The organism is Janthinobacterium sp. B9-8, assembly GCF_000969645.2.
Classification (GTDB): domain Bacteria; phylum Pseudomonadota; class Gammaproteobacteria; order Burkholderiales; family Chitinibacteraceae; genus Iodobacter.
On the sequence record NZ_CP014222.1, the window covers coordinates 623,138 to 640,991 of the forward strand.

Sequence of the window (17,854 nt, forward strand, 5' to 3'; positions counted from 1 at the left end):
AAAAGCCATACTTCATCTGTAATCGGCATAGCGTAGTCTGCTTGGGGGCAGTATGTGTTTTGGAGCTTGATTGAATAAGCAAAATATACCTTAGATCTGCTGGATTTAACCGTTTGGAGTAAGTTGCTTACGGCTGTCAGCATGCTAGGGAGATGGGTATTAAACGTTGATTCATGCGTGTTAAGCTGACAATGTTTCATACCTGCTCATCAGTGTGATGGAGGAGAAGTTATGTTTAAATTAGCTTTTATGTGCGGGCTGCTATTATCCTCAGCGGGCTGGGCCGCTGAAACGCCTATTGCCTACGTGAAAAACGTGATGGGTGAGGCTTCTGTAACGACGGCAGGCAAGGTAGTCAAAGCCGAAGTAGGTACTGCAGTGCTGCAGGGTAGCATTTTGAAAACGGCAGCAAAAAGCAGCATGGGCCTTACTTTTAAGGACGAAACTGTGATGTCTTTTGGCCCCGATACTGAGCTTACTGTGGATGAGTATCTTTATGCACCGGCCCAAGGCAAGTTAAAAATTGTGAGCATGCTGGCCAAGGGAACGATGAACTATGTTTCTGGAATCATCGCTAAATTGCAGCCTGATGCCGTTGCTATTCGCACTCCTGCCGGCATGATCGGGGTACGGGGCACACAGTTTTTGGTGAAAGTTGAGGAGTAATACATGCCTTTGAACCTTATAAATGGGGCCAAGCGCCCCATTTCATTTTTGATGCTCATGATGTTTATTGCGGTTTTATTGCTGCAAGGGTGCGCATCGAATTCTTATATCGTTTTGCTTGAAAATCCTGATGGGCGCACCGGCGAGGTGGTGATTAAAGGAGATAAAGGCGAGCAAGCGATTAAAACGGCAGGCCATGGTGCGCTTCTTGACGGCTCTGAAGCACCTGCCGCAATTGATCAGGAAAAAATCAAAGAGGATTTTGGCGATGCAATGGCAGCCCGGCCTAAAATACCGCGGCATTACCTGATTTATTTCCAGGTTGATACCATGCTGACCCATGAATCTGAGCTGTTGCTGTCAGAAATTATTGCAGAGGCCACAAAATGGCCGGCGGTGGACATTTCGGTGCTGGGGCATACCGATACATTAGGCAAGGCTGAGGTGAACGAAGAGCTGGCCTTGGTGCGCGCCACTCTGGTTGCAGAAATGCTGAAGCAAAAGGGGCTGAAATATAATTCGCTGACGGTAGAATCACACGGCGAGCGCAATTTATTAGTCTTAACGCCTGATGAGGTGCTTGAGCCTAGAAATAGGCGAGTTGAAGTATCTATTCGCTGATGATTGCTAAGCTTCAAATAAAAGCCCGCTTCTGTATAAGAAGCGGGCTTTTTTATTGGGAGTAAATGGTTCTGCTTTAAACCGAAGGCAGTAAACCCGGCAAGCTAAATGAGTTGTAAGCCGCGCGGCTGATCAGGGCCGCTGCTTTTTCGATATCAGGCGCAAAGTAGCGGTCTTTATCGTAGAAAGTCACCTCGGCGCGCAGCAGGGCTTTAGCGGCTTCCAGCTTATCGGAGGCTTTGTTTGGCGCTCTGAAATCAATTCCTTGGCAGGCTGCGAGTAATTCCACCGCCAGAATACCTGCGGTGTTTTCGCTCATGTCTTTAAGGCGGCGCGCAGCAAAAGTGGCCATGGAAACGTGATCTTCCTGATTGGCGGACGTAGGCAGGCTGTCTACCGATGCGGGATGAGCCAGCGATTTATTTTCAGAAGCCAGCGCAGCACCTGTCACTTGGGCAATCATAAAGCCCGAATTCACGCCGCCGTTGTTCACCAAAAAGGCCGGTAATTTAGAAAGATTATTGTCGATCAACAGCGCCATACGGCGTTCAGACAAAGAGCCGATTTCGGCAATCGCCAGCGCCAGATTATCCGCAGCAAAGGCCACCGGCTCGGCGTGGAAATTGCCGCCAGACAGAATCACATTGTCGTCAGAGAATACCAGCGGGTTATCCGATACGGCATTGGCTTCCACCAACAAAGTTTCTGCCGAATTGCGGATTTGCGTTAGGCATGCGCCCATCACCTGTGGCTGGCAGCGTAGTGAGTACGGGTCTTGCACCTTGCCGCAGTTGGCGTGGGCCTGGGCAATTTCGCTGGTGTCCCCTAGCAAGTCACGGTAAAGCTTGGCCGAATCAATTTGCCCAGCATGGCCGCGTACCGCATGAATACGAGCATCGAATGGTGTGCGGCTGCCCATGGCAGCTTCGACCGATAAGCTGCCTGCAACGGAGGCGGCGATAAATAAATCTTCAGCAGCAAATAAGCCTTCCAGCGCAAAGGCGGTCGATGCCTGTGTGCCGTTTAATAGTGCCAAGCCTTCTTTTGGGGCGAGCACGATAGGATCAAGGTTGGCGGCTTGCATCGCTGCCGCGCCAGTGACGCGTTTGCCATCAACAAAGGCTTCGCCTTCGCCGATCAAAACGGCGCTCATATGGGATAGCGGGGCTAAATCGCCCGATGCGCCGACTGAGCCTTTTTGCGGGATCACTGGATAAATCTGATGGTTAAATAGGGTAATCAGCGCTTCGATCACCGAGCGGCGAATGCCGGAAAAACCGCGGGCCAGCGAGTTGATTTTTAGCGCCATCAGCAAACGCACTGTGCCGTTTTCCATCGGCTTGCCAATCCCCGCCGCGTGAGAAAGCACGATGGAGCGTTGCAGTAGCTCCAGCTCTTCCGTAGCAATCTTGGTGCTGGCAAGCAGGCCAAAGCCGGTGTTAATGCCATACACCGTGCGCCCTTCAGTCAGAACACGTGCCACGGTAGCGGCAGCGGCATCGATGCCAGCATGGGAAGATGCATCAAGGCTAAGGGTGATGCTTTCATCACGAGCGATCTTGCGTAAATCAGCAAGCGTCAATTGGCCGGGCTTGATATTAAATGTGCTCATTGTGTGATCCAGTGTGTGTTTTTGTAGGGTGGTGCGCGCTAAAAAGTTCTGTAGACACAGAGATCAGTGAGAACACAGAGCTCACGGAGAAAAACAAAAGGAAAAATATAATTTTTGTGCTTCCTCAAGGGTTTCTCCGTGTTCTAGTTTTTAACTCCGAGTGCTCTGTGTCTGCAGATCTTAGGGTTTATATCGCTGCCTTTTACTTCATCATCGGCAAATCTAAGCCCTGCTCTTTAGCGCAGTTTTTGGCGATGTCGTAGCCTGCGTCGGCGTGGCGCATGACGCCGGTACCGGGGTCGTTCCACAATACGCGGCCTAAGCGTTTGGCGGCGGCATCTGTACCGTCAGCCACAATCACCACGCCTGAATGCTGGGAAAAGCCCATGCCTACGCCGCCGCCGTGGTGTAGCGACACCCAAGTTGCGCCGCCTGCGGTATTTAAGAGCGCGTTCAAGAGTGGCCAGTCGGATACGGCGTCCGAGCCATCGAGCATGGCTTCGGTTTCACGATTCGGTGAGGCTACCGAGCCAGAGTCTAGGTGATCGCGGCCGATCACAATCGGGGCTTTCAGCTCGCCATTTTTAACCATCTCATTAAATGCCAGCGCAAGACGGGCGCGATCTTTGAGGCCTACCCAGCAAATACGCGCTGGCAAGCCTTGGAAGGCGATACGTTCACGCGCCATATCCAGCCAGTTGTGCAGGTGCGGATTATCCGGGATCAGCTCTTTAACCTTGGCATCGGTTTTGTAGATGTCTTCTGGGTCACCAGATAGTGCTACCCAGCGGAAAGGGCCGATGCCTTCGCAAAACAGCGGGCGTACATAGGCGGGTACAAAGCCGGGGAAGTCGAATGCGTTGCTTACGCCTTCTTCCAGCGCCATCTGGCGGATGTTATTGCCGTAATCGACGGTTGCCGCGCCGCGCGCTTGTAAATCCAGCATCGCTTGTACTTGCTTGGCCATCGATTGCTTGGCAGCCTTGGTGACGCCAGCCGGATCAGTTTTTTGTGCCTCACGCCATTTGGCAATATCCCAGCCCTGCGGCAAATAGCCGTGTACTGGGTCGTGCGCCGAAGTTTGATCTGTGACGACATCGGGGGTAATGCCACGGGCAACCAGCTCGGCAAACACATCAGCGGCATTGCCTAATAGTCCAACGGATACCGGCTTACCGGTCTCTTTGGCATCGGCCACGATGGCCAGCGCTTCATCCAGCGTGGTGGCTTTGCGGTCTACATAGCGCGTCTTCAGGCGGAAATCGATGCGGGTTTCATCGCACTCTACGGCGATCATTGAGAAGCCTGCCATCGTTGCGGCCAGTGGCTGAGCGCCGCCCATGCCGCCCAAGCCGCCGGTTAAGACCCAGCGCCCCTGTGCTACACCGCCAAAATGCTGTTTGGCCATCGCCACAAAAGTCTCGTAAGTGCCTTGCACAATGCCCTGGCTGCCGATGTAAATCCAGCTGCCTGCAGTCATCTGGCCGTACATCATCAGGCCTTTTTTATCTAACTCATTGAAGTGTTCCCAATTAGCCCAGTGAGGCACAAGATTGGAGTTAGCCAGCAGCACGCGCGGAGCATCGGGGTGCGATGGAAACACGCCAACCGGTTTGCCTGATTGAATCAGCAGCGTTTGATCGTCTTCCAGACGGGTCAGCACTTCCAGAATCTTGTCGTAGCATTCCCAATTGCGTGCCGCACGGCCAATCCCGCCGTAAACCACTAAGGATTGCGGATACTCGGCCACTTCGGCGTCGAGATTGTTCTGAATCATGCGAAAAGCGGCTTCAGTCAGCCAGCTTTTACAAGTCAACTCGCTACCGCGTGGCGCGCGAATGACGCGGGAAGGATCATGGCGTGGGTCAGTCATTTTCAGGCTCCGATTGATGAGATGGCGGGTAAGTCAGTAAGGTCAAAAAGTTCTGTAGACACAGAGATCAGTGAGAACATAGAGCACACAGAGAAAAACAAAACATAAAACTTAACTTTTTGTATTTCTCAAGGTTTTCTCTGTGTTCTGTTTTTAAACTCCGTGTTCTCCGTGTCTACAGAACTTAGGTTTTTAAAGGTTTAAAGCTTCTGCAAATGCTCCATGCCAGTCTGGCGGCGGCTTTTGCGCCGTGGCTGTCGGTATCAAACAGGGGATTGAATTCCACTAAATCTGCTGCGACGAGTTTTCCACTGGCTGCAAGCAGCCGGCTAAGATGCTCGATCACACTGATTTCCACGCCAAAGCCTGCGGGGGCAGAGACTGCAGGCATTTGCGCCGCAGGCAATACATCCAAATCAATCGTCAGATAAACCACGTCGACCTGATTGATAAAGCCTTGTAGCTGCGCCTGTGTTTCTGTCAGCTGCCACGGTGTCATGTCGGTGTCGAGCCGCCATGAGGCTTGCAGTTGCCGCGCTTTATTAAACAGCGCCTCGGTATTGGCGGTTTCGGCCACGCCCATGCAGAGGTAATTAAAATCCTGCCCACGCTGGGCGCATGTAGCGGCTATCTGGGCAAAGGGTGTGCCGGATGTGGCCTCAGAGGCTTCGCGCAAATCAAAATGCGCGTCGAAATTGACAATGCCGATGCGCTGGTTTGGATGAGCGTTGGCAATCCCCAGCCAATGGCCAAAAGCCGTTTCATGCCCGCCACCGAGTACCAGCGAAAAATGACCTTCCTGAATATTTTGGCTCACCGCAGCCGCCAAGCGTTGATGAGCGGCATCCAAATCGCCATCTTCACAAGCCACATCCCCCGCATCATAAAGCGGCAGAGTGGGGTGATAAGCCAGATTCGCCAGTGCTTTACGCAAAGCCACCGGCCCCGCCACCGCCCCCACCCGCCCCTGATTGCGACGTACACCTTCATCACAGGCAAAGCCAAGCAGGGCAATGCCTGCGGGCTGATTCGTAGATAAGGGCTGCACTACCTGATGCCAGCGCCGCGCTGCATCCCCTTCAGCAGCATCAATACGCCCAGTCCAGACGGTCATGGTTTTATCCTGTTAAAAATTATTCGAGTGCTAAGTTGGTGAAGCATAAAGTGTTGCGGGTGCTAAATCTTGAACCACAGAGAGCACAGAGGACACAGAGTTTCACAGAGAAATACAAAGACAGATGACTAGCTATTGATAGGTGAAACAGGTGGCCTGCACGCTTTTACAGATCTGGTGATTAACTGAAAGCGAGTCAGATTTTCTCTGTGGAACTCTGTGCTCTCTGTGTCCTCTGTGGTTCAGGGTTTAACAATATTCCTAAGACCTCTAAACACTCGCTGTTTGAGCAGGGGCGTGCCTAGGCTGTAGATGATTTCTGCCGGGTGGTCGATATTCCAGACTAAAAAGTCTGCGACAAATCCTGCGGCCAGCTGGCCGTGTGTGGCTGCGCGCCCCAGTGCTTGAGCTGCGTGGCGAGTGGTGCCGGTGAGGGCTTCTTCGGGCGTTAAGGCAAATAGCACGCAGGCTTGGTTCATCGCGAGGCGGATGGAAGCGAAGGGGCTGGTGCCGGGGTTGAGGTCGGTGGATACCGCCATCGGCACGCCTGCAGCTCGTAGCGCCGCAATAGGGGGCTTTTGTGTTTCACGCAAAAAGTAAAACGCGCCGGGCAGAAGCACCGCCACCGTGCCAGCGGCTTGCATTGCGGCAATGCCTGCATCGTCTAGGTATTCGATATGGTCGGCGGATAAGCCGTTAAACTCGGCGACTAGCGCCGCGCCGTGCAAATTAGAGAGCTGCTCTACATGGCCTTTTACACGCAAGCCATGCGCTTTGGCGGCAGCAAATACGCGGCGGGTTTGGGCGGGGCTAAAGCCGACGCCTTCACAGAACACATCTACTGCTTCGGCCAGATCTTCGCTGGCGGCGGCAGGCAGAATGCGCGAAATCACTTCATCAATATATTCATCACTGCGGCCGGCAAATTCGGGCGGCAGGGCGTGGGCGGCGAGCAGGGTGGGAGCAATTTCAATAGGGTGATTTTCGCCAAACTGGCGGGCCACGCGCAGCTGTTTTAATTCATCATAAAGGCGCAGGCCATAGCCGGATTTTATCTCCAGCGTGGTGACGCCTTCATCCATCAGGGCCAAGAGGCGCGGCAGGCTTTGTGTTGCGAGGTCAGCTTGCGATAAATCCCGCGTGGCGTTCACCGTAGAAACAATCCCGCCACCTTCGGCGGCAATTTGCTGGTAAGGCACGCCGGTCAGGCGCTTTTCCCATTCCGCTGCGCGGTTGCCGCCATAAACCAGATGGGTATGGCAATCAATTAGACCTGGGGTAATCCATGAGCCAGCCACATCGATGATTTCTCCTCTGCCCGCAAACTCGGCCAAGGCCTCGTCCTGAGGCAAAATCGCATGGATGACTTCGCCCTTAATCCACAAAGCATGACCATGCAGCGCGCCGTAAGCGGCGTTGTGTTTGGTCGCCAGGGTAGCAAGGCGGGCGTTAATCCAAAGCGATTCTGTAGTGTGGGTCATCATCGACAGCCGGCTGTGTAATTGTATATACATTTGCGCATTTTGCTGTTGATGTCAAGCAGGGAAAGGTCTAATAAGGCTGGATTGATTGCTAATTGGCGGGGTGCTGAGGCGTTTTTGTATAGATAGATGAGGCGCTGGTGGAGCGCTAGGCCTTGAACTCGTAGGGCGGATGAAACCTTATGCGCGCTAACCAATTTGCTTTTTCCTTAGCAAGTAGCGGAAAAACATAATGACCACGTTCTCTGCATGGGGCTTAAAAATCCCCTTGAAGCACGCCGAAGCGAGGAATAAGCGGCTCGGGGTTTCGGAAAAGGGGTAGCGAGGCAGCGAGCGAGCAGCCTTTTTCGCTGGGCCGATTATCCGCAGTGAGGGGCTTTCGTGCTGGTCGGGGTGGCCTTCTTTGGCTTCGTTTCTTGGCCACACAAGAAAGGAAGGTCCCGCGGGACCCCCGCACCTAAATCAATGTGCCGAAGGCACTAAAAAGGTCTTTTTTTGTTTTGGTTAGCGCACGTGGGGTGAAACCCGCCATTTCCATAGCATTTCGGGTCAAAGTCTGGCGGGTTTCACCCGCCCTACGATGATACGATGTTCGTGCTGTGCGTTCGAATTATGACAAATACCTAATTTGATTCCTATCGTGGACATAAAAGCATGTCCACTACGAATTTACTTTTTCACTCTTGTTTGCGAGCGCAGTTTATAGCTGTTGCCAGGGTGCAACAGGCGGCTGAAGCTGACTAGATGCTTATGTGACCAAGTGCGGCGCAGTACGCGCAGGCAGGGCTCGGTGGCGGCGATATTGAGTAAGGTTTGTTCGGTGGTGTTGGGTAGTACGGCTTCTACCGTGTGCTCGATATCGGTCAGCGGGCAGCTTTTCATTAAATAAGCGTTCGGCGTTTCGATGCTGAAATCCTGCTGCAGATAATCCGGCGCAAAAGCGGGGTTAACGTAGCGATCTTCGATCTGGATTGCTTTGTCATTTTCAAAATGCACAATCAGCGAGTGAAACAGCGTTTCCCCTGTCACGAGGCCCAGCCAGAGTGCGATTTCGTCTTGAGCTGGCTCGGCGCGCAGCAGCTCCACCGATGCGCGATAGCGGTGGCCACGGTAGGCAATTTCTTCCGCAATATTATTGATATCCAGCAGCGGCGATTCGGCTTTGCGCTCGGCTACATAAGTGCCGTCCCCCGCAAAGCGGATCAGCACACCTTCGCTGGCTAAATCACGCACCGCCTTATTGACGGTCATTCTGGACACGCCAAATTGCAAAACCAGCTCGGCTTCGGTGGGGATTTTTGCGCCTGGCAAAAAGCGCCGTTCGCGTATGCCTTCCAGAATAAATTGGCGGATACGTAAGTGAATGGGTTTGTTCATGGCAGCATTGTAGCGTGATGCGGGAAGCTGGGGAAAAGTAGAAATAAGATTATGAATGAGGATCATTCATTGGGTAAGTTATATGTATTAATTTATATAGCCTACATATATATAGCCTTATTTTTCTATTTTGTTATTGAAATTTAATGTCAGTTTTATCGGTGAGATGTGTGCCATGAGCATGGCATGCTTCAGTGATTTAAAGGAAAAAGCAGCGATTGCAGAGCCGCATACGGCCTTGCATTCGTTAAGCCGGCAGTTGCTCGGCGGGCTTTTATTACTGGGCTTAATCTCGCTGTTGCTGATTGGCGGGCTAGGCTATCAGCGTTTGTGTGAGAAAACTGAACTTTATCTGAGCACTCAGGCAGAAAGCATTATCGATAAAATTGATAGAAATTTATTTGAGCGTTATGCCTATGTGCGGGCCTATGGTTTTTATGATTTGATGATTGCCGTTGTAATTGCTGAGCGTAATATGAAGAGATTCTTTTTGATATTTAGGGCGATTTTAGTTAAATGATGATGTTCTATGTAATTTGTTTGCAATTGTTTATTGTTTTAAACCGGAGGGAATGAGGCAAAAGGGGAGTGCATGGGCAGTAGGCTACCCATGCTTTAAATCAGGGTGCGGTGCTTATTTTTTAAGTAAATCGCGAATTTCGCGTAGTAGCTCAATATCTTCGGGTGTAGCAGCAGGCGCTGCAGGCGCAATGGCCTCTTCGCGTTTAAGCTTGTTCAGGCCTTTAATGACCACAAATATTGCAAAAGTTACGATCACAAAGCTGATCATCACATTAATAAATACACCGTAATTGAGTGTGACCGCACCCGCTTTTTGCGCGGCATCTAAAGTAGCGTAAGGCGCAGGGGTCTTGCCTTCAGATAATAAGAAATACAGATTAGCAAAATCTACCTTGCCCATGAGCATGGCAATGGGCGGCATGATGATGTCTTTTACCAGAGAATCAACAATCTTGCCAAAAGCCGCACCAATGATAATACCAACGGCTAAATCAATTACATTACCGCGCATTGCAAATTCTTTGAATTCTTTAAACATGCGATACCCCTGTTGCTTAGTGACTAACAATGGACAAACTCTCTTTTAAAAAATAGGTAGGTGTTTTAAGGGGGAGTCGCAATCCTGTCAACTTAGCTAGATGCTGCCGCACAATGGCAAGCATTGAGCATTGTAGGGCGGGTGAAATCCGCGTATTTTTCAGCACCCGCCCTACGAAAAACATTTCGCCTCAGTTGATGGGGTTGGCGTTACCCCCTCTAGTACAATAATTTAACGTTTAATTTTAGTTAAATAGCAGGTGACTTCTTCGCGGTCGTGATACAGATGGCGGGCACGGATCTGGTAGCGAATCCCTGCACCATCGAGCGCATCATCAATAATCTCTAAGCAGCGTTGCAATTCATTCCAGCGTTTTTTCATCGGCAATTTAAAGTTAAAAATCGCCTGGCGGGCATGGCCTTTCACTAGCCAGTCTGAGATCAGCGCAGCAATACGGGCAGGTTGCTCAACCATATCGCAAACCAGCCAATCCACCGGGCTTTTCGGGCGATATTTAAAGCCGTCTTCACGCAGATGCTTAACGCTAGGGTGAATCGCCATACTGCCTTTCATGGGGCCGTTATCAATGGCAAAAATCTTGGTGCAACCACGGCTCACCATTTGCCAAGTCCAGCCGCCGGGGGCCGCGCCTAAGTCTACTGCGCTCATGCCGGGCTTAACCTGACCAGATTCGGGCACCAGCATCATAAACGCTTCAGCCAGCTTTAAAGTAGAGCGGCTGGGGGCGTCGGTTGGCATACGCAGGCGTGGAATGCCCAACTGCCAGTTCACAGAAAAATCAGGGCGGGTAAAGCCGATATAAACGCGTTCTAAAGTTGGGAAAAATAAATGCAGGCGCGCTTTGGCGTCGGGTTTATTGGCTAAGCCTTTTGCTGCGAGTTTTGCATCAAGCAGTGCACCAAATTTACGGCTGAATGAGGAGATCTCCTTGCCGTCATTGGTGTCCGGATACTCAATCCATACATCGCGCCAAGGGCCTTTGTGTGCTTCGTGCAAGCTATCAATGGCTGTTAAAATAGGCGTGAGGCGGTCTTTAGGCGGCAGATTGAGCGCTTCAACCACAAAAATAATCTGGCGAGGGAAAACCCAGTCGCCGCATTCTAATGTGCGGTAAAGCTTGTCCCAATCGGCGGGGCGCTTAGGTAGGAAGATACAAAAACCTTGGCCAATTTCCCATTTACCAGGGATATCAGCTTTAAAGGTGAATTCGGCCTCCACATCGGCTTCGAAACCGGGGCGGCAATAAAAAAGAATGGCATGTGTCATGGGCGTAAGGATACCAGATTATTGCTGTTTTTAGCTGGGTTTGCCTTCCTTAGGCAGGGGGGCAATCAGGGGGAAGCAGGCGATAAAGCAAGTGCCTTTGCCTTGTTCGGAATTCACAATCAGGGTGCCGCCTAAGGTTTGCGTGACTAAATTAAACACCACATTCAGCCCTAGCCCGCTGCCGCCGCTACCCCGTTTGGTGGTAAAAAAAGGATCGAAAATCTTTTTAAGATGCTCGGGAGGTATCCCCGCTCCGTTATCTTCAAAGCGCATAGTTACGCTATTGTCGATTCTTGAAGCATGCAGCGAAATTAGTCCTTCTTGCCCTTCGCTAAAGGCGTGCGCCAAAGCGTTCGTTAGAAAATTAGTAATAATCTGGGAGATCGCACCCGGATAGCCGTCCAGATCGATTTTTTCTGTGCAGCTGGTTTCAATGCGAACCGAGGTTCGTTTGAGTGTGGGCTTTAAACTCATAATCACTTCATCAATATATTCTCCCAGCTCAAAAGTTCGTCTGGCTTCTGATGTTTGATCGACGGCCACTTGTTTAAAACTCTGGATCAGTTGGGCGGCACGTTCGGCATTGGCAAGGATCAGGCGGCTGGATTCAACGGCCATTTCGGAATAACGCATGACTTCTGATTTTTTGATGGCACCTGCGTCTAAGCTGGCTTTAAATGCCTGCGTGTCTTCAAATAAGACCGAGGCACTGGTGAGGATGACGCCAACAGGCGTATTGACTTCATGGGCAACGCCTGCCACCAGTCCGCCTAAAGACGCCATTTTTTCTGCTTGAACCAGATTGTTTTTAGTTTCGCTTAATTGCTTAAATGCGTTTTCGGTTAAATCCCGGGTAAGGCGCATTGCGAGCTCTGCCGCCTTGCGGTTTTCCAGATCATTACATAGCCTGCGGGTAATGCTGTGGACGGCATCGGCTACATCGGCAAATTCGTCCTTGCTGGTATGGGCGAGTTTGATATCGTTTAAATTAAAGTCTTTGGCATCTGCCGCATGAATCAGTGCCTCTCTAAGTTGCCCCAAGGGACGGATGACAACCAGCAGCAGGCTGTGAGAAAGCGCCATAAAAAGCAGTAAGTCGAGCAGTACCACTTCAATAATCTTAGCTATGACCATTTGCTTTAAACGGGCGGCTATTTTTTCGCGGGAAAAAACATACACCACCTTGCCCATGGGTTTGGAGACTTCGTTGGCCGGATAATAAATCGGGAAAGATTGGGCATTGGGTGGCACGGTACTTTGGCGTACCTCGCTCATTTCTCCCTGATTATTAATACGGCCATCGACTTGTTCTTCGTTGTTATAGACCAGCAGCAGGGCCAGATCGGCCGATTGCATTTCAGCCTCAACGACCAAGCCTAATTGGGTGCTGTCAAAATTCCAGAGAATGCCAGGCAGTACGGTTTGCAGGCGTTTTTGCAGTGCCATGGCCGACAGCTGCATATTGTTTTCTAGCTCTCGCTGTGTTTGCCAATAGGAAATCACGCCAGATGTCGCTAGAAACAGCGTCACGATGGCCAGAAAAATAATATTTAGTCGGGAGCGTATGCTGTGCATGCGTTTTCAGGGGATAAGTGTTTGCTTAACAATAGCTCGCAATGTAATTAAAGGGCAAGTTAAGTCATACGCCGATTGAGCTTCAGTAAAGAGGAGTGTAAGTGCTTGAGCAAAGGCTTTACAGCAGGCTATGGCTTTTCTCTTTGTGCCATGTGTATGGTGAGGAAATCTGGATGCTGTGGCTGGATTGCTTTGGCTAGGCTGAGCCGCTTGCTAGTTTTTGCGTGTCAGATAAAACGCATCATCAAAAGTGCTCACCCACTGTGGCCGCCAGATCACCAGTAAAGACATATAAATACCGCTGCTAAAGCCCTCGGGCCAGCCCATTAGAAAGTAATAGGGAAGCTGCTCGCCCATTAAAAAATCCAGCGGATAAGCGCCGCTTGCAGCCAGCAGGCCACAAGTAAGCAAGCCTACCGACCACATGGTGAGCGTGCTGGCGGCAAAGCAATTTACAAAAATATAAATAAAGTAATTTGCGGGTAAAGCGCGCTGTGCCCAAGTAAATAAATAATGGGTGAGCGTCACCGGTATAAAAGCCACAATCAGCCACGCCAGCCCAAAGCTGCGCCATTCGGCATGGCCGTAAGCCGTATCGGCGGCGAGTACGGCAGCAAGGCCCAGCAAGGCTTTATCTCGCCCGGCAATCATGGTGAGTGCACTTGCACCAAGTAGGTGAAACGATAGGCCAGGCTGAATACTGGCTTTCATTTGCCAGAAGCCCAAAACAAAGACACTCGCGCCAAACCAGCCGGTGATGCGTTCCTGGCTAAGGGCAAACCAGGGAATGCGCACGGCGGCATGCAAGATGAGCAAGCTACTGAGTAAAGCAGAACTCAGCAGCAGCTCGTTTGCAAACGGCGCGGCAATTAGATTCATCTATGACGCCATTCTTTATTTACCCAATCGCCAAGCTGGGTGAGCTTGCCGTGGAAGTAATGGCCAACGCCGGGGAAGACAACGACCGGCAACGATTGTGGTCTGGCCCAGTTCAGTACGGTGTCGAGGCTAATGACTTCGTCTTCTTCGCCGTGAATCAGTAGCGTTTTGCCGACAGGCACCTCAGGGAAGTTATGGCGGCTGACTGCGGGGCCAATCAGAATCAGGCCTTCTACTTCATCACTGCCAATGCGCTGGCAGAGCTGGCTTTGAACGAACGTGCCGAAGGAAAACCCCGCCAGCGTCAGGCGGCTCAGCGCAGGATGCTCGCTTTTGGCAAAGGCCAGTACGGCGGCCATATCATCGACTTCGCCGACGCCATTTTCAAACGCACCTGCCGAATGACCCACGCCACGTAAATTGGGGCAGTAGGCCACATAGCCCAAGCGGCTGAGTGTTTTAGCGAGGGTATGCACAATTTTATTGCTGAATGTGCCGCCTTCGGTGGGGTTGGGGTGGGCGACCAACACAATGCCCACGGTGGTTTCAAGAGCGGAAGACAGCCTGAGGCATTCTAGTGTGCCGACCGGGCCGTTGATTTCAATCAGTTCAAAAGAAGGGGCTTTGCGGGGAGTACTCATGGGCGGAGGTGGGCCAGATGAATGAGTTTAAAAAGCGTGGGCAGCAGATTGCCCTTGGAGGGTTGAAAGTGCGGCTTAAATTTTTAAACGCTCAACGATGCGGCCATTAACGATATGCTCGTCGATAATCTCGTCGATATCGCTTTTGTCGATATAGGTATACCAAACCGCTTCGGGATAAACGACAAGTACAGGGCCTTCTTCACAGCGCTCTAGACAGCCTGCTTTATTAATCCGTACTTTACCCGGCTGGCTTAGCCCTAGCTTTTTGATGCGGCCTTTGGCGTGTTCCCACATCTCAACTGCGCCGCAGCTGGCGCAGCTCTGGCGCTCACCCGGCTCGCGCTGGTTCAGGCAAAAAAATACGTGGTGCTGATAGTGGCTCATAGTGGCCTCGGTATGGGTGGTCATGATCGTAGGGTGGGTGCACCCGTGTACTTTTAAACATTGCTCGCGGGCTGCTCCCGCCCTACGACAATTAATTAATGCTGCACAACCGGCTTGATATGCGCCGTTACAAAGAACGGTAACTGATCACTATCCATATCAGGCTGTACGTTTTCGATAATGCGAATATCGGTCACCATACATTCACGGAAGAGTTCTACTGCGTATTGGTGGATCTTTTCGACATGATCCCAGGCCGAGAGTGGCCAGACAAAGCCTTCCCAGCGTTCGGCGTCTTCAATGGTTGAAAAGGTAATGCGCACTTCGGCGTTTTCGTGCGCGGCAATACAGATGACCGGCGTGCGGCCTTTGCTGCGGATGCTGCGCAGCGCATTGCTGGTCATGAGTTGCAAACGTGTTTCCAGCTGGGTTTCGCGCCCCGCTTCACCGGCGGTAAGCCATGGCATCGGTGTACGCGGGATCGGGAATAAAGTCACGCCGTTGGCTTTAAGTTGCTCGCCAATTAGATTAGCCAGCTGCATGCCCCAGGCGCCTAGGTTGCCACCCAGCTTAATGGCGGGTGCAGCGTCTTTCTTTTGCATCGCCACGCCTACCAGATAACGCAGGAAAACGGCTTCGTCTTTCAGCGGCATCGGGGAGGTGTTCAAATCAATCGGCAATCCACCTGAGGCGTATTGCAATTGATCGCGCCACTGGCTGAGTTGCGATGGATTTACACTGGCCAGTGTTTCAGCATGGACGAGCTTTGCAGATAGCCAGACATCGGCCTCTGGTGCGATGACTTCGTGTTGCTTTAATAGGGCAAGCACCGCGTCTACATCTTTGAGCTGGCCAGCAAGCTCGGTCGTGCCTTTAAAACCCGCCACCAAAATGACAGGAATCGCAAAAGGAATGGCATATTGTTCTGTATTTTTTGGCGCGGTTTCTACGGCGGCACGAAGCAGGCTCCAAAGCTCCAGATAGGCGTCTAAAGATGGTGCTTGAGTCATGGCCGCGTTTAAGCCAGCGTGGTCATTGATTGCAAGGGTGTCGGCGAGCAGGGCAATCAGTTCTTCGCGTTTTTGACTGACGAGGGCGCTGGACGATTCAGTCAGTAGCGACATCAGTAGCCGGATAATTGGGTTTTGTGCGTTAACTCTAGCGTAGAGGCGAGGATCTGGAAGGTACATGGCTGGCCTGTACTGAGGTGGCAAAAAGGGGATTATACCGAGAGTCTGGCTGTTTGAATTATTTGGCTCATCCACAACTTGAATAGGGGCTTATTTCACTCCAATTGATCCATTATTTGGCTTGATTTGTGAATTAAAGCCTCTTTCAGCCATTGTCCTGCCAGCCCTAAGGGGTGTGCAGGATGCCAGACCAGCTGCACGCCGACTTGTAAACGGCTCTCTGAAAATTGTAGTGGAAGTTGCACAATATCCTGTAGGGCGGCATCGGCAAAATGATTGGGCAGGCAAGCCCAGCCTAAGCCACGACGCACCAGCTCCAGCACGGGCCAATCGCCTTCTACCCACCAGACTGAGGGTGAGTAACGAAAACGCTCTTTTTCTGCACCGCTGTGGCGGCCAGTAACCATTAACTGCCGATGGTTTTGTAGCATTTCCAAGCTTACCGTTTTCTGTAGGGCTAAGGGGTGTTGGCGCGATACCACAAACTGCATTTCGCACTGCCTAAGGGCATGAAAAGCCAGCTCTTTAGGATGCTCGGCGGCCTCATAGCTGATGCCTAAGTCAACCCGGCCAGAGAGCAGTAGTCCGTGCAGATCTTCCATGATGGGGAATAACAGCTCTAATTCTAAGTATGGGAATTTTACCGCGAGCTGTTCAAGTAAATCCCCTAGCCAAGGCATTTGGGCTGAATCATCTACCGCTAAACGCAGCTTGGCTTCTTGCCCCGCAGCCAGCCCATGAGCAATGCCGCTAAGTTGATCGCAGCGCTGCAAAATAGCGATTGCTTCAGGCAAAAGTCGCGCGCCTTCTGCGCTGAGCTGGGGGTAGCGGCCTTCACGATGAAATAAGCTGACGCCTAAATCGATCTCTAAATTGGCAATGGCTGTGCTAATTAGCGATTGCGCCTTGCCTAAGCGGCGGGCTGCCGCAGAGAAAGATCCGCATTCTGCCGCAGCTTTAAAGGCGCTGAGTTGATCTAATGAATATTTCATCTATCTGCTTTTGTGATGGTTTCCAACTAACAACCATCATAGAAGCAGTTTACTATGGTGGCTATCTTTACAATGAGTGAGCAGTATGAAAGTACAGATGAGAAATCGGGGTGATCGTATCCGCCAGACCATTGGTTTTGAGGTGATTGGCTTTTTGCTATTTGTACCATTGGCCCACTGGGCATTTGGCTTTTCGGTACACCAATTGGGCGTATTGGCGGTAACGATGTCGCTGATTGCGGCGGTCTGGAATTATGTTTACAACCTAAGCTTTGATCATTTATTAGCACGCTGGAAGCAGCGGGTGAAGAAAAATACTTTAGAGCGCATCCTGCATGCCTTTGGCTTTGAAGGCGGTCTCTTATTTGTCAGTCTGCCGCTGGTGGCATGGTGGTTGAATATTGGTCTTTGGGAAGCCTTTATTATGGATTTGGGCTTTGCCACTTTTTATCTGGTTTATGCCTTTGTATATAATTGGGCTTACGATAAAGTGTTCCCCCTGCCGGGTTGGAAAACCGCATAGTGCCGGGCTCCAAAGCATTCCAAATTGAGATAAATAATATGATTAGTTTAATTAATAACGAGACCTTGCTTGATTTATCCGCTGAGGCCAAAACCAGCCCAAGGCTGCGTAAAAATCTGAATTTTCATGCTAGCAATGAATCGGCCTGTCATCGCCTTTTGAATGCTCTGGAGCCGGGCACTTATGTGCAGCCGCATCGCCATTCTGATGTGGAAAAAGACGAAACCATGATTGCGCTGAGCGGGCGTTTTGGGGTGCTGATTTTTGATGAAGCAGGCGAGATAACCGAGCAAGTCGTGCTTTCGGCCGATGGCAATCTGGGAATCAATATTCCTGCTGGCGCGTTTCATAGCATGGTGGCGCTGGAAAGTGGCTCGGTCTTTTTTGAAAGCAAGGCCGGCCCTTATGTGCCACTCAAGGACAGCGAAAAAGCCAGTTGGGCACCTAGCGAGGGCGAGCCGGGCTGTGAGGCGTATTTAGCTAGGATGGTGGCTTGTTTTAGCTAGAAAACCCAGATCCTGAACCACGGAGTTCACAGAGAACACGGAGTTTCACGGAGAAACCCTTTTGTGTTTT

The 17,854-nt window shown here is 51.2% G+C and carries 18 protein-coding genes; 5 read left to right on the plus strand and 13 right to left on the minus strand.

Going from position 1 to position 17,854, the window contains the following annotated elements:
- Positions 1–231: 231 nt before the first annotated feature.
- Positions 232–666, plus strand: coding sequence for a FecR family protein (locus VN23_RS02755; protein ID WP_052746762.1), 435 nt, complete (start codon positions 232–234; stop codon positions 664–666).
- 3 nt (positions 667–669) lie between these two features.
- Positions 670–1,287, plus strand: coding sequence for an OmpA family protein (locus tag VN23_RS02760; protein WP_052746761.1), 618 nt, complete (start codon positions 670–672; stop codon positions 1,285–1,287).
- Between the two features lie 76 nt (positions 1,288–1,363).
- On the opposite strand, the gene hutH is transcribed toward VN23_RS02760, so the two are convergent.
- The 5 genes from hutH to hutC all read right to left on the minus strand — a co-directional run bounded on the left by hutH (position 1,364) and on the right by hutC (position 8,744).
- On the minus strand, positions 1,364–2,899 hold the full coding sequence (gene hutH / locus VN23_RS02765) for a histidine ammonia-lyase (RefSeq protein ID WP_046353319.1): 1,536 nt from the start codon (positions 2,897–2,899) through the stop codon (positions 1,364–1,366).
- Between the two features lie 202 nt (positions 2,900–3,101).
- Positions 3,102–4,772: a urocanate hydratase gene (hutU, locus tag VN23_RS02770; RefSeq protein WP_046353318.1), complete on the minus strand. Its 1,671-nt coding sequence runs from the start codon at positions 4,770–4,772 to the stop codon at positions 3,102–3,104.
- Positions 4,773–4,956: 184 nt separating this feature from the next.
- The gene (hutG, locus tag VN23_RS02775) at positions 4,957–5,886 is read right to left on the minus strand and encodes a formimidoylglutamase (protein WP_046353317.1); all 930 of its coding nucleotides are present in this window, start codon (positions 5,884–5,886) and stop codon (positions 4,957–4,959) included.
- Between the two features lie 242 nt (positions 5,887–6,128).
- Positions 6,129–7,370 (minus strand): imidazolonepropionase, encoded by a 1,242-nt coding sequence (gene hutI / locus VN23_RS02780; RefSeq protein ID WP_442905414.1) that lies wholly within the window; start codon positions 7,368–7,370, stop codon positions 6,129–6,131.
- A 666-nt stretch (positions 7,371–8,036) separates the two neighbouring features.
- The gene (gene hutC, locus VN23_RS02785; RefSeq protein WP_046353516.1) at positions 8,037–8,744 is read right to left on the minus strand and encodes a histidine utilization repressor; all 708 of its coding nucleotides are present in this window, start codon (positions 8,742–8,744) and stop codon (positions 8,037–8,039) included.
- Positions 8,745–8,919: 175 nt separating this feature from the next.
- Between hutC and VN23_RS02790 the strand changes: the two genes are divergently transcribed.
- Positions 8,920–9,264, plus strand: a complete 345-nt coding sequence (locus VN23_RS02790; protein ID WP_046353316.1) for a hypothetical protein — start codon at positions 8,920–8,922, stop codon at positions 9,262–9,264.
- Between the two features lie 114 nt (positions 9,265–9,378).
- On the opposite strand, the gene mscL is transcribed toward VN23_RS02790, so the two are convergent.
- The 8 genes from mscL to VN23_RS02830 all read right to left on the minus strand — a co-directional run bounded on the left by mscL (position 9,379) and on the right by VN23_RS02830 (position 16,755).
- Positions 9,379–9,804, minus strand: coding sequence for a large conductance mechanosensitive channel protein MscL (gene mscL, locus VN23_RS02795; protein ID WP_046353315.1), 426 nt, complete (start codon positions 9,802–9,804; stop codon positions 9,379–9,381).
- 231 nt (positions 9,805–10,035) lie between these two features.
- On the minus strand, positions 10,036–11,091 hold the full coding sequence (gene rlmM, locus VN23_RS02800; protein WP_046353314.1) for a 23S rRNA (cytidine(2498)-2'-O)-methyltransferase RlmM: 1,056 nt from the start codon (positions 11,089–11,091) through the stop codon (positions 10,036–10,038).
- A 30-nt stretch (positions 11,092–11,121) separates the two neighbouring features.
- Positions 11,122–12,666 carry a sensor histidine kinase gene (locus VN23_RS02805; RefSeq protein WP_046353313.1) on the minus strand — a complete coding sequence of 515 codons (1,545 nt, stop codon included), beginning with the start codon at positions 12,664–12,666 and terminating at the stop codon, positions 11,122–11,124.
- A 213-nt stretch (positions 12,667–12,879) separates the two neighbouring features.
- A complete protein-coding gene (locus VN23_RS02810; protein WP_046353312.1) occupies positions 12,880–13,545 on the minus strand; it encodes an energy-coupling factor ABC transporter permease in 666 nt (221 codons plus the stop codon).
- A complete protein-coding gene (locus VN23_RS02815) occupies positions 13,542–14,186 on the minus strand; it encodes an alpha/beta hydrolase (RefSeq protein WP_046353311.1) in 645 nt (214 codons plus the stop codon). The genes VN23_RS02810 and VN23_RS02815 overlap by 4 nt, the downstream gene beginning before the upstream one ends.
- 75 nt (positions 14,187–14,261) lie before the next feature.
- A complete protein-coding gene (locus VN23_RS02820; protein WP_046353515.1) occupies positions 14,262–14,573 on the minus strand; it encodes a (2Fe-2S) ferredoxin domain-containing protein in 312 nt (103 codons plus the stop codon).
- Positions 14,574–14,668: 95 nt separating this feature from the next.
- A complete protein-coding gene (locus VN23_RS02825) occupies positions 14,669–15,763 on the minus strand; it encodes a hypothetical protein (protein WP_046353310.1) in 1,095 nt (364 codons plus the stop codon).
- 95 nt (positions 15,764–15,858) lie between these two features.
- Positions 15,859–16,755, minus strand: coding sequence for a LysR family transcriptional regulator (locus tag VN23_RS02830; protein ID WP_046353309.1), 897 nt, complete (start codon positions 16,753–16,755; stop codon positions 15,859–15,861).
- A gap of 85 nt (positions 16,756–16,840) precedes the next feature.
- Between VN23_RS02830 and VN23_RS02835 the strand changes: the two genes are divergently transcribed.
- Positions 16,841–17,278, plus strand: coding sequence for a PACE efflux transporter (locus VN23_RS02835; RefSeq protein WP_335339388.1), 438 nt, complete (start codon positions 16,841–16,843; stop codon positions 17,276–17,278).
- A 38-nt stretch (positions 17,279–17,316) separates the two neighbouring features.
- Entirely contained in the window at positions 17,317–17,784 is a 468-nt protein-coding gene (locus VN23_RS02840) for a WbuC family cupin fold metalloprotein (protein ID WP_046353513.1), read from the plus strand.
- The last annotated feature ends 70 nt before the right edge of the window (positions 17,785–17,854 follow it).